The sequence below is a fragment of the Lolliginicoccus lacisalsi genome (genome assembly GCF_014841105.1).
Lineage (GTDB): Bacteria > Actinomycetota > Actinomycetes > Mycobacteriales > Mycobacteriaceae > Lolliginicoccus > Lolliginicoccus lacisalsi.
This window is the reverse complement of record NZ_JACYWE010000002.1, coordinates 263,981-276,070: the sequence shown is the minus strand read 5'-3', so window position 1 is coordinate 276,070 and position 12,090 is coordinate 263,981. Positions and strand designations below refer to the sequence as shown.

The window sequence follows — 12,090 nt, the reverse complement described above, 5'->3', positions numbered from 1 at the left end:
CTTCCGGCAAGGGCATGCGTAGGTTCGTAAGAATGATCGATCCCACGCGAATTTCTGGCGTAGCACTGGCTGCCGCGATCAAGGCTGGGCAGATCAGTGCCCGCGACGCGGTGGAGGCCCACATCGCCGTGTTGAAGCGCGGCCGGAGCCTCGGCGCGCTGGCCAAGCCTCGCTTCGATTACGCGCGCGCCGAGGCCGATGCCGCAGACGCTCGAATCAGTTCGGGCTCGCCGGAGGAGCTGCCGCCGTTGCTCGGTGTGCCGGTCACGGTGAAAGAACTGATCGCGGTTGAAGGTATGCCTCACGCGGGCGGGTTCCACCACAGGAGGACGCTGCGCGCCGAAGCTGACGCACCGATCGTGACGCGGATCAAGGAAGCGGGGGCCATTGTCCTCGCGGGAACCAACTCGGCGGGGCCGCTGTTCTGGGTGGAGACGCACAATCCCTTGTACGGTATCGCCCGCAATCCCTACGATCCCCGGCGCACTGCCGGTGGCTCGTCCGGCGGCGACGGGGTTGCCGTGTCGATTGGCGGCGCGGCATTCGGGCTGGGGTCGGATCTGGGCGGTTCGCTCCGCATCCCTGCCATGTTCAATGGCATTTTCGCGCACCTTCCCACCCCTGGTCTGGTACCGAACACTGGCCATTTTCCGATGACTGCCGGGATCCGTGATGCGCTCCAGCTCGGGCCCATCGCTCACCATGCCGAGGACCTTTATGCGGCGCTGAAAGCCATCTCGGGCCCCCACGAATCGCACTCGGGCATGAGTGATGTCCCGCTTGGCAATCCCGATGATGTGTCGCTCACCGGCCTCAATGTGTACGTTGCCGTGCATTCTGCGGCGCACAAGGCGAGCCCCGAGATCGAGCAGGCGCGACTGCGTGCCGCGGCGCAGATGGACCGTGCCGGGGCGCATGTTTCTGAGCTCGAGTTGCCACGCATGCGCAGGGCTATGGGATATGCGTTGGCCACTGTCGCGGGCGAGATGGATTTCGCGGCGACGTTGGCCGAGATCATGGGGCTGCCGGAGTTGCGGAAGCGGCGACTCGTGCACCACCTCGCTAGCTCGCCCTTGGCCGTGATCAACCTGACTGAGACTGCACCGGTCAAATGGGTGCGGACAAAGAGCGTGCGCCGGCTGATCAGTGCAGCGCACCATGCAGCTGATCATATTGCGGAAACTTTGGGAGATGGGGTTGTGCTGTACCCGCCATTTCCTCGGGTCGCGCCGAAGCACTTCGGCACCTATCTCCGCCCATGGAGCGTCGCCAACACAACTGTCTTCAACTTCCTCGGCCTCCCTGCGACCCAAGTACCGCTGGGGATGAATAGCGACGGGCTACCGATCGGGGTCCAGGTCGTCGCGGCACCGGGCAACGATCACCTCTGCCTTCGCGTAGCTCGCGAGCTCGGCGTGTGGGAGCCGCCCACCCTGTGATCCGGTCTGGTGGTGCGCTTCGCAGTTAGTTAACGCCGATAACCGGGTTATCGAACCGCCTCAAGAGCGCTTACCGGCATCGCGCTAGGGTAGCGGCGTAAGCCCCACCGAGAGGAACCACCTGTGCCACCGAGAAAGCGCGCCACCACCGTCGATACCACCAGCCCCGCAGCGGCATCGACGATGAAGGAGCTCAAGGAGACCCTGTGGAAGGCCGCGGACAAGCTACGCGGATCCATGGACGCATCCCAGTACAAGGACGTCATCCTCGGCCTGGTGTTCCTCAAGTACGTCTCGGATGCCTTCACCGAGCGGCGCGCACAGATCACCGCCGAGCTCGAAGCCGACGGCCTCGATGAGGAACAGATCGACGCGATCATCGACGACGCCGACGAATACATCGGCCACGGGGTGTTCTGGGTTCCCGCCGAAGCACGCTGGGGATACCTCGCGAAGCACGCCAAGGGCAAGGCCGCCGAGGCAGGGGAGCCGCCGAAGTCCATCGGCGAGATCATCGACACCGCCATGGCGGAACTCATGGGCGCCAACAAGGCGCTCGACGGCACACTGCCGCGCATCTACAACCGCGACAACGTCGACCAGCGCCGCCTCGGCGAGCTCATCGACCTGTTCAACAACGCTCGCTTCACCGGCCACGGCGTCTCCAAGGCCCGCGACCTGCTCGGCGAGGTGTATGAATACTTCCTCGAGAAGTTCGCTCGCGCCGAGGGCAAGCGCGGCGGCGAGTTCTACACCCCCGCCAGCGTGGTGCGCGTCCTCGTCGAGGGCCTCGAACCCACCGGCGGGCGCGTGTACGACCCCTGCTGCGGATCGGGTGGCATGTTCGTGCAGGCCGAGAAGTTCCTCGAAGCGCACAACAAAGAGGGCTCCGACATCTCCGTCTACGGGCAGGAGCTCAACGAGCGCACCTGGCGCATGGCGAAGATGAACCTCGCCATCCACGGGCTCAACGGCAACCTCGGATCGATGTGGGGCGACACCTTCGCCCGTGACCTGCACCCCGACCTCGTCGCCGACTACGTGATTTCCAACCCGCCGTTCAACATCAAGGACTGGTCGCGCAACGAGAACGACCCTCGCTGGCGCTACGGCGTGCCGCCGATCAAGAACGCCAACTACGCGTGGATCCAGCACATCCTCGCGAAGCTCTCGCCGGCTGGCAGCGCAGGCGTCGTCATGGCCAACGGCTCCATGTCGTCCAACAGCAGCGGCGAAGGCGACATTCGTGCCCGCATCGTCGAGGCCGACCTCGTCTCCTGCATGATCGCCCTGCCCACCCAGCTCTTCCGCTCGACCGGCATCCCCGTGTGCGTGTGGTTCTTCGCCAAGAACAAGAGCAGCGGCGCCACCGACCGCGCAGGCCAAGTGCTGTTCATCGACGCCCGCAACCTCGGCTACATGATCGACCGGGCCGAGCGCGCCCTCTCCGACGACGACATCGCCAAGATCGCCAGCACCTACCACGCCTGGCGCGGATCCGACTCCGCCGTCGCCGAGGGCCTTTCGTATGAAGACGTGGCTGGCTTCTGTAAGTCCGCCACCATTGCCGACATCAAAGCCGCCGACTACGCCCTCACACCCGGACGATACGTCGGAGCCGCCGAGATCGAAGACGACGGCGAACCCATCGACGAGAAGATCGCCCGGTTGAAGAAGGAACTGTTCGCGCAGTTTGGGGAATCCGAGCGGTTGGCGGCGGTCGTGCGCGAGCAGCTGGGGAGGATTTGATGGGGGAGCTGACAGGTTGGAAAGAAATGTCGCTCGGCGACGTTGCGCGCTGGCTCTCCGGGGGTACGCCGCGCACCAGTGAGCCTGAATATTGGGGCGGCAACATACCTTGGATTGGATCCGGTAGCCTTAAAGATTTCCGAATCGAGAGTTCGGAAAGGATGCTTACAAGTCTAGGCGCTGCGAATGGTTCCAGGCTCGTGGGCCCGGGCACAGTAATTTTTGTTGTCCGAGGAATGAGCCTGAAAACGGAGTTCCGTGTCGGAATTACTCAGCGTGAAGTGGCTTTTGGTCAGGACTGCAAGGCTCTTGTCGCCAAAAGTGTGGTATCTCCAATCTATCTTGCGTATGCCATTAAGTCGCAGACTCAATACATTCTCGGCCTGGTTGACGAGGCTGGGCATGGTACTGGGCGGTTGAACACGGATCAGATGCAGGAAATCTTAATTAGTATCCCACCTCTCCCCGAGCAGCAAGCCATCGCTGAGGTGCTTGGCGCGCTCGACGACAAGATCGCGGCGAACCGGAAGCTCGCGGAGACGGCGGAGGAGTTGGCAGTCGCACTGGTCGGAAGTCGCGGGGGAGCACGTGTTCCTTTGGGCTCTGTGGTTCGTCATGCGAAGCTTTCGGTCGATCCAACGACTCTCGATGTTGTGCGTGTGCGCCACTACAGTCTCCCCGCGTTCGATGCTAATGGTGCCCCTGAAGAAGTGGAACCGATCGCCATCAAGAGTTCCAAGTATCTGGTGGAGAATCCGAGCGTGCTGATTTCCAAGCTCAATCCCCGTTTTCCCCGGGTATGGAATATTAGCGATGGTCACGGGCCGGACGCTCTGGCCTCTACGGAGTTCTTGGTGCTAGAGCCGGAGACATCCACGACGTCAGTGCTGTGGTCGATCTTGCGGCAACCAGACTTTTCCACCGCTCTCCAGGGCAAGGTGGCTGGAACGTCGGGGAGCCACCAACGCGTCCGTCCTGCGGATCTCTTGGATACAGACGTGATCGATCCAGGTGCTTTGCCAGGCGAGGTGGCGGATTCAGTGACGGCACTGTGTCTTGCAGCAGCAAGCGCTCGTGCCGAAAACCAAACCCTAGCCACCACTCGCGACACCCTCCTCCCCGCCCTGATGTCGGGCCGTATCCGGGTGAAGGATGTCGAACGTGAGGTTGCGACTCTGTTCTAGCTACCGTTCGTCCGATCTTCCTGCTCTCATTGCCCCCCACCCCCCGAAAGGATCCCGATGACACGCTACGGAATGTCTGAGGCTGATTGGGAGCAGTCTGTTCTGGATACTCTGGGCGGATTGGATTGGCGTCCGGCGGGGGCGGATGAGGTAGCTCCGGGGTCGGGGGAGCGGGAGGATTGGGCGGATGCGGTGATCCCGTCGCGCCTGCTCGCGGCGATACAGCAACTCAATCCGGGTGTGCCCGCGCAGCATCTCAAGCAGGCGGCGGCGGAGGTGGTGACGCCGAAGTCACAGGATGCGATCGCGGAGAATCATCGCATCCACACGTTCCTCGTCGATGGCTATCGCGGGGTGTCGTATTTCGATGCGGATGGGCAGGAGCATAATCCGACGATCCGGCTGGTCAGCAGCGAGCCGAGCGATAATGATTGGCTCGTCGTCAATCAGGTCACCGTGCGTACCGCCGAGCATGAGCGCCGTTTCGACGTGGTGCTGTACTGCAACGGCATGCCCGTCAGCATTGTCGAGCTGAAGCGCGCGAGCAACGAGAACGCCACTGTCGCGTCTGCGCATGCCCAGCTCCGCACTTATGTGCGTGAGTTCCCGCTGGTGTTCCGGTTCTGTGTGTTCACGCTCATCTCGGATGGCGTCATCACCAAGTACGGCACCCCGTTCACGCCGCTGAACCACTATTCGCCGTGGAACGTCGATGACAACGGCCAGCCCGTCGAGCCGGGCGCGCTCACCGAATCCGGTGATGCCGCCACCAGCCTCGATGTGGCCCTCGATGGTTTGTACAACCAGGAACGTTTCCTGCAACTGCTCCGTAGCTTCACCGCGTTCGATCAGGGTGGGGACGGGCTGGTCAAGCGAATCGCCAAGCCGCACCAGTACTTCGCCGTCACCAAGGCTGTCGGTTCCACCGTGCAGGCCGTCCGCTCCAACGGCAAGGCCGGTGTGGTCTGGCACACCCAGGGATCCGGCAAGTCGATGGAAATGGAGCTGTACGCGAACCTCGTGGCGAGACATCCGCAGCTGCTTAACCCCACCATCGTTGTCATCACCGACCGCAACGAGCTTGACGGCCAGTTGTTCGCCGCGTTCGACCAGAGCCTGCTGCTGCCCGAGAAGCCGAAGCAGATCAAGCGTCGCGCCGAGCTGCGCTCCTCGTTGCAGGACATCGCCACCGGCGGCATCTTCTTCCCCACCCTGCAGAAGTTCGGGCGTTCCCTCGAGGAGCGTGATTCCGGCCAGGAGCATCCGCAGCTCTCCGATCGGCGCAACATCATCGTCATCGTCGACGAGGCCCACCGCAGCCACTACGACGACCTCGACGGCTACGCCCGCCACCTCAAGGACGCCCTGCCCAACGCCACCCTCATCGCGTTCACCGGCACCCCCATCTCCGATGCCGAGCGCGACACCCGCGAAGTGTTCGGCGACTACATCGACGTCTACGACCTCACCCGTGCTGTCGAGGACGGCGCCACCGTACCTGTCTACTTCGAGCCCCGCCTGGTCAAGGTCACCCTCGCCGAGGGTGTGACCCAGGAGCAGCTCGACACCGCCGCCGACGAGGCCACCGCCGGTCTCGACGATGCCGAGCGCGACCGCATCGAGAAGTCCGTCGCCGTTGTCAACGCCGTCTACGGTGCCCCCGAGCGGCTTGCCGCTCTCGCCGAGGACATCGTGGCGCACTGGGAGAACCGGCGCATCGTCATGCGGAAGTTCCTCAGCCAACCTGGCGAGCGGCCAGTGCATGGCAAAGCGATGATCGTGTGCTCCACCCGCAAGATCTGCGCCGACCTGTACAGCGCCATCGTGGATATCCGCCCCGACTGGCATGCCGACGCGCTCGACCAGGGCCGCATCAAGGTCGTCTACTCCGGCACTGCCTCCGACGAGCCACCCATCTCCGACCACGTGCGCCGCGACGGAGAGAACGCCGCCATCAAGGCCCGCCTCAAGGACCCCGCCGACGAGCTCGAGATCGTCCTCGTCAAGGACATGATGCTCACCGGCTACGACTCCCCACCCCTGCACACCCTCTACCTCGACCGGCCGCTCAAGGGCGCGCTGCTCATGCAGACCCTCGCCCGCGTCAACCGCACCTTCCGCGACAAGCAGGACGGCCTCATGGTCGGGTACGCCCCGCTCGTCGACAACCTGCACAAGGCCCTCGCCGAATACACCGCCAAGGACCGCGCCGAGAAGCCCGTCGGCAAGGACATCAACGAAGCCATCGCGCTCACCGAAACACTCCTCGACCAGCTCCGTGCGCTGCTCAAGGACCACGACTGGAAAGCCCGCCTCGCCGACGGAGGCCCCAAGTGCTGGACCAACGCCGTCATGGGCACCGTCGAATGGCTCCGCGAACCGCGCAGCTCCGCAGGTGACGAGACCACGGTGGCCGACCGCTACCGGCAGCTCGCCCGCCAGCTCTCCCGCGCCTGGGCACTCTGCAGCGGCTCCCAGAACCTCTCCGCCGTGCAGCGCGAAGTGCGCTTCTACGAGGAAGTGCGCGTCTGGATGGCCAAGTTCGACGCCGAGGACCGCGCCGCCGCCGGCGAGCCCATCCCCGAGGAGATCGCCCGCCAGCTCGGCGAGCTCATCGCCACCGCCACCGACACCGACGGCGTCATCGATATCTATGACGCCGCTGGCATCCCCCGACCGAGCCTCGACGACCTCAACCCCGACTACATCACCAAGACCAAGAACGCCTCCCACCCCCACCTCGCCATCGAAGCACTGCGCAAGGGCATCGCCGAGGAAGCCCGGCACGTCACCCGCCACAACATCGTCCGCCAGCGCGACTTCTCCGACCGCATCGACGAGCTCATGCGCCGCTACACCAACCAGCAGCTCACCGCCGCCGAGGTCATCGCCGAGATGATCGAGATGGCCAAGGAAGTGGCCAGCGAGGCGAATCGGGGCAAGGACTTCACCCCGGAGCTGACCGAGGACGAGCTGGCGTTCTATGACGCGGTTGCCCAGAACGAATCCGCGGTCGATATCCAAGGCACCGACGTCCTCGCCAAGATCGCCCGCGACCTCGTCAAGGTCATGCAACGAGACGTGCGCACCGACTGGACCGTGCGCGAGGACGTCCGCGCCAAGCTGCGCTCCTCCATCAAGCGGCTCCTCGTCATCTACAAGTACCCTCCCGACAAGCAGCCCGAGGCTATCAAGCTTGTCATGCAGCAAATGGAAACAATGGCGCCACGCCTCGCTAGCGCCCGGGCGGGCGGGTAGCTGCTGGGTTCGCTGCCCCCGCTGCGTGCCCCCGCGCCCCCGGAAGTGTTACCGAATGCACCCTTGCGCGGCCGTCCGAGGGTGCAAAACCGCACACAACCGCAGGGCGCAGGCCGAGCGGCCCCCACATATCTGCCTCTGAACACCCGCTTACACCTGCGAGTATCCGAATTGTCGGCATCGTGTGGTTGAATCGTCCCCCTTGCCCTTCGTCCGCGTAAACAACTTAGGAGATCCAATGATTAACTCCCGCGAGCTTCGCGACCGCATCCTTCCCTTCCCCGAGGGCGAGGAGTACCGCAAGGTGCTGCTCCTTGGGACCACCGGATCGGGGAAATCCACCCTCATCCGCCAGCTCATCGGCGGCAGTTCGCGCGAGAGCTTCCCCACCACCTCCACTGCGCGAACCACCATCGCTGACACCGAGATCATCCTGGCGCCTGGTCCCTATCAGGCTGTGGTGACCTTCTTCGAGCGTGGGTACATCGTCGAGCAGGTCCGCGACTGCATTGTCGAGGCTGCGCTCGCTGCGCACCGGGGCGACGACCGTACCGATCTCCAGCGTGCGCTGCTCGAGCATCCCGAGCAGCGCTTCAGGTTCAAGTACACGCTCGGCGAAGGCCCCGCGCGGGAGGTCGCTGCCGACGACCTCGCCACCGACTTGCTCGCCCCCTCGCGGTCCGCCCGCCCCACGCGTGGCATGGCGGAGCTCGGTGAGCTCGACCTCGACCCGACGAACACCCTCATCGCGACCGTTCTCGACCTCACCACCGAACGCGCTCGGGCCATCGGAGCGGAACTGCGCGACCGTCTCGCCGCGGAGCCCGATGACGACGATGACCGCCCGCTCAGCGAGCGTGTGGACGACGAGCTCGAGGCTGCCATCCGGGCTGACGAAGCCCTTGCCAGCCTCGCGGACGAACTCGTTGGCGCGATGCTCTCCCGCACCGGCCTGATCCCCCGGGGCGAGCTCCACACCGAGCTTGGCTGGCCCGCCTCCTGGACGTTCGCCACCAACAACCGCGAGCAGCTCATCGCCGAGCTGAAGCGCCTCACCAGCATCGCCAAGCCCGGATGGGGACGACTGCTCACCCCGCTCGTCAGCGGAGTGCGGGTCAGCGGCCCGTTCGCCCCCACCTGGCACGACGGCAACGAGATTCCCCTTATCCTGCTCGACACCGAGGGTCTCGGCCACGTCCAGAGCTCCTCCGCGAGCATCCCTGTCAAGGTCAGCCGCCAGATCGCTGAAGCCGACGCCGTGCTGCTCGTGGACAACGCGCAGCAACCCATGCAGGCCGCGCCAGCGGCCCTCATGCAGGCGCTCGTCCGCAGTGGTCACGGCCGCAAGCTGTTCCTCGGCTTCACCCACTTCGACCACGTTGCTGGCGAGAACCTTCCCACCCTCGAGGACCGCCAGCGCCACGTCGTCAACCCTTGCCTCGGAGTGGTGCGGGCGATCCGGCAGGATCTTGGTGAGGCGGCCGTGCAGCCGCTCGTCGAGCGCATCCGGAACAACACCTACTATCTCGGAGGCCTCCAGAACACCCTCAACGACGACGAGCACTTCGAGACCATCGAATCGCTCCAGGATCTCATCAAGCAGCTCGCGTCTAGTGGCGGACGACCCACCCTCGCTGATACCCGGCCGATCTATGACGAGGCCAATGCCATCATCGCGGTGCGGGATGGGATCGCCCGATTTCACCACCAGTGGAAAGCCCTCCTGGGCATCCAGGCTGCGGAAGGCGTGGACAGGGCGCACTGGGGGACAGTGAAAGCGCTCAGCCGACGCCTCGCCGAGAATTCCGAGACCGAGTACAAGCACCTGCGCCCCATCGCGGACCTCCACCGGATGCTCCTCGACGAGCTAGGCAAAGCCATTCAGCACCCCGCCGCGTGGTCAGCCGGAGAACCCACCAGCGCCGACGCGCAGAACCTCTACGACGAGTACATGCAGGAGCTCGGCAACGACCTCCTCGACCTCGTCACCACGCGCATCCTGGACAATCACGAGGCGCAGTGGCTCGACGTTTACTGGCTCGCGGGCAAGGGCTCCACCTTCGAGCGGGCCCGCAGGATCCAGGACGACATCTATGAGCATGCCGCACCCATCCCCGGTGCTACCGCTGCCAGGGCAGGTGGCTCGACGGGGGAGGAGCCGCAGGACCGCAACAGCAACGAGCTCCTCGGCGAGATCCGCGATATCGTGCGTCGCACCGCGAAGGACCTAGGGATCGCTGTGCGGTAGGGCACGCCCCGCGCCCCGCGCCGCCCCCGACCCGCCCCTGCTCCCGGTGGGCGCGCGGGCGCTGATCGTCATAGAGTGGCAGTGTGATTCGACGCATTGCGCTCGGTGGAGCGTTGACTGCTAGCGCGGCGGCCGGGGCGGTTGCCTCGGCTCGGATAGCGCGGGCCACGGGTGCCTCGCGCGCGAGGATCAGGCCCTATACCGCTGGTTCTGAGCATTTCCGGGATGGTCGCTTCCATAACTTGGAGCCGGTGTCGGCGTTCTCGCGTGAGCAGGTGGTTGACCTGGTGAAGGCGATGGCGCGGCGGGGCTCGGAGGGCTCGCCGTCGCGGCCGATCCCGGTGCTGGTGCCGCTAGCTCCAGCGGTGGCGGCTGATCTAGGGGTGACGTGGCTGGGCCATGCGTCGACGTTGGTGGAGGTGGATCGGCATCGGTTCTTGACGGATCCGGTGTGGAGCGATCGTGTGTCGCCCTCGCAGGCTATGGGGCCGCGGCGGTTCCATCCGGTGCCGGTGCGGGTGGGCCAGTTGCCGAAGCTGGACGCGGTGCTGATCTCGCACGATCACTATGACCATCTCGATGAGTGGTCGGTGCGGGCTATCGCGGCGGCGCAGCCGGTGCGGTTCATTGTTCCGTTGGGCGTTGGGGCGCATCTGCGGTCGTGGGGCGTGGCGTCGCATCGGATCACGGAGCTGGATTGGAACGAGTCGACGACGGTGGGGGAGTCGAGCCCGGTGGAGGTTACGTGCACTCCGGCGCGGCATTTCTCGGGTCGGGGCCTGTCGCGCAATACGACGTTGTGGTCGTCGTTCGTGCTCGCGGGCCCGCGGCACCGGGTGTTCTTCGGTGGTGATTCGGGCTATATGGCGGAGTTCGCGCGCATTGGTGCCGAGCATGGGCCGTTCGATCTGACGGTGCTGCCGGTGGGCGCGTATGCGGAGCAGTGGCCGGATGTGCACATGAATCCGGAGGAGGCGGTGCGGGCGCACGGCGATCTGACGGCGCCGCGCGGGGGTGTTCTGCTTCCCGTGCATTGGGGGACCTTCAACCTGGCGTTCCATTCGTGGGTCGATCCGATGGTGCGTCTGCAGGCTGCGTCGGAGGCCGCGGGGGCGCGGGTGGTGGTGCCGCGGCCGGGGCAGCGGGTGGATATGGTCAAGCCCTTGCCGACGGATCGCTGGTGGCTGCGCTGCGGCTAGGGGTCGTTGCGGCTAGGCGTGTGAGGCCGCTAGTCCCGCAAACGGTTGTCGAGCTCGTGCACGAGCTGGCTGACCCGGTTCGTGCCGGCGTCGATCCGTGGGTAGCGGCTGAGGACGTCGATCAACCGTGGTGTCGCGAGGCCGACGATGCGCTCGATCGGGTCGCCGATGTCTTCGTCGCTAGGGCACAGCTCGAGCACTCGGATCGTGTGTGCGGATGCGCGCAGGATGTGATTGACCTGGACGGCATCGGCCAGCGGATGCAGGTACGCCGACGCGGCGGCATCGCCTGCGGCCATCGCGGCGTGGAACGGCACGGGCGCGGTCGCTTCGCTTCCAGCCCGGTGGGCAGCGGTTGCCGTCACACGCTGGGCGCGGGAGCGTTTGCCTCCGTGGACGAACGCCGCGGCGGCGACGAGCGCGTCGCGTGGTCTGTTGTCGTCGGGGTGATGCGTCTCGAACATCAGAAGCACCAGATCTGCCGAGGCCAGGGCGAAGGCCGTCACTGCCCGGAGTTCCTCCGTGGTCACGGTGAAGTCTGGAGCTCGCGGCGCGCGCCGGTCCGGCGGCTCTGGCTGGATGTTCACGCTGGCTGATTCTAACGTTGAACAGTCCCGCCCGGGCCGTGCGTGCCTTGGCGCCTGATTGGTCACGTTGGTGGCGGCGAGTGATGGTGGCGCCTAATCAGCCTGGTTGACGGGTTGGTCACATCGTCGGCTGGTGATCGAGGTGGGCGCGGCCTGGAACCAGGGAGTGTTGGCGGCCAGCGCTTTCCGAAGTGTTTGGGACGCATTGTCCCAATAAATCAAGCGGCCCCGGGGGCTGCCTAAAAAGTTACTGACGCTTGATTAATAATTGCTTCGTGAACACTCGGTTACGCCAGGCGAAAAAGCGAAGAACAATTTCCTCCCCACGATTCCCCCTCCGTTCCGCAAGGCCGCGAAGGCTGTCCGGATCATCCGGAGCGCTCGCCATGTCAACCTTCGTCGATCATCGCTAACTGCCAGGTCATC

Annotated in this window: 7 protein-coding genes; 6 read left to right on the top strand and 1 reads right to left on the bottom strand. The window is 65.0% G+C overall.

Annotated elements, in window-relative coordinates:
- Positions 1–32 precede the first annotated feature (32 nt).
- The 6 genes from HT102_RS04735 (at position 33) to HT102_RS04710 (ending at position 11,077) form a co-directional block, all read left to right on the top strand.
- On the top strand, positions 33–1,439 hold the full coding sequence (locus HT102_RS04735) for an amidase (RefSeq protein WP_192038250.1): 1,407 nt from the start codon (positions 33–35) through the stop codon (positions 1,437–1,439).
- 123 nt (positions 1,440–1,562) lie between these two features.
- Positions 1,563–3,188: a class I SAM-dependent DNA methyltransferase gene (locus tag HT102_RS04730; protein WP_408611303.1), complete on the top strand. Its 1,626-nt coding sequence runs from the start codon at positions 1,563–1,565 to the stop codon at positions 3,186–3,188.
- Positions 3,188–4,372, top strand: a complete 1,185-nt coding sequence (locus tag HT102_RS04725; RefSeq protein ID WP_192038249.1) for a restriction endonuclease subunit S — start codon at positions 3,188–3,190, stop codon at positions 4,370–4,372. Before HT102_RS04730 ends, HT102_RS04725 begins: the two co-directional genes overlap by 1 nt.
- Before the next feature lie 57 nt (positions 4,373–4,429).
- Complete coding sequence (locus HT102_RS04720) at positions 4,430–7,630, top strand: type I restriction endonuclease subunit R (protein WP_192038248.1); 3,201 nt, start codon at positions 4,430–4,432, stop codon at positions 7,628–7,630.
- A gap of 238 nt (positions 7,631–7,868) precedes the next feature.
- The gene (locus HT102_RS04715) at positions 7,869–9,878 is read left to right on the top strand and encodes a P-loop NTPase family protein (protein WP_192038247.1); all 2,010 of its coding nucleotides are present in this window, start codon (positions 7,869–7,871) and stop codon (positions 9,876–9,878) included.
- 86 nt (positions 9,879–9,964) lie between these two features.
- A complete protein-coding gene (locus HT102_RS04710; RefSeq protein ID WP_192038438.1) occupies positions 9,965–11,077 on the top strand; it encodes an MBL fold metallo-hydrolase in 1,113 nt (370 codons plus the stop codon).
- A gap of 29 nt (positions 11,078–11,106) precedes the next feature.
- Here the strand turns inward: HT102_RS04710 and HT102_RS04705 are convergent, their stop codons facing one another.
- Positions 11,107–11,607, bottom strand: coding sequence for a putative immunity protein (locus tag HT102_RS04705; protein ID WP_192038437.1), 501 nt, complete (start codon positions 11,605–11,607; stop codon positions 11,107–11,109).
- Positions 11,608–12,090: the final 483 nt, after the last annotated feature.

Excerpts from the sequence above, each read along its gene's own strand:
- HT102_RS04735 (WP_192038250.1), top strand. The coding sequence starts at position 33 with ATGATCGATCCCACGCGAATTTCTGGCGTAGCACTGGCTGCCGCGATC.
- HT102_RS04725 (WP_192038249.1), top strand. The coding sequence starts at position 3,188 with ATGGGGGAGCTGACAGGTTGGAAAGAAATGTCGCTCGGCGACGTTGCG.
- HT102_RS04720 (WP_192038248.1), top strand. The coding sequence starts at position 4,430 with ATGACACGCTACGGAATGTCTGAGGCTGATTGGGAGCAGTCTGTTCTG.
- HT102_RS04715 (WP_192038247.1), top strand. The coding sequence starts at position 7,869 with ATGATTAACTCCCGCGAGCTTCGCGACCGCATCCTTCCCTTCCCCGAG.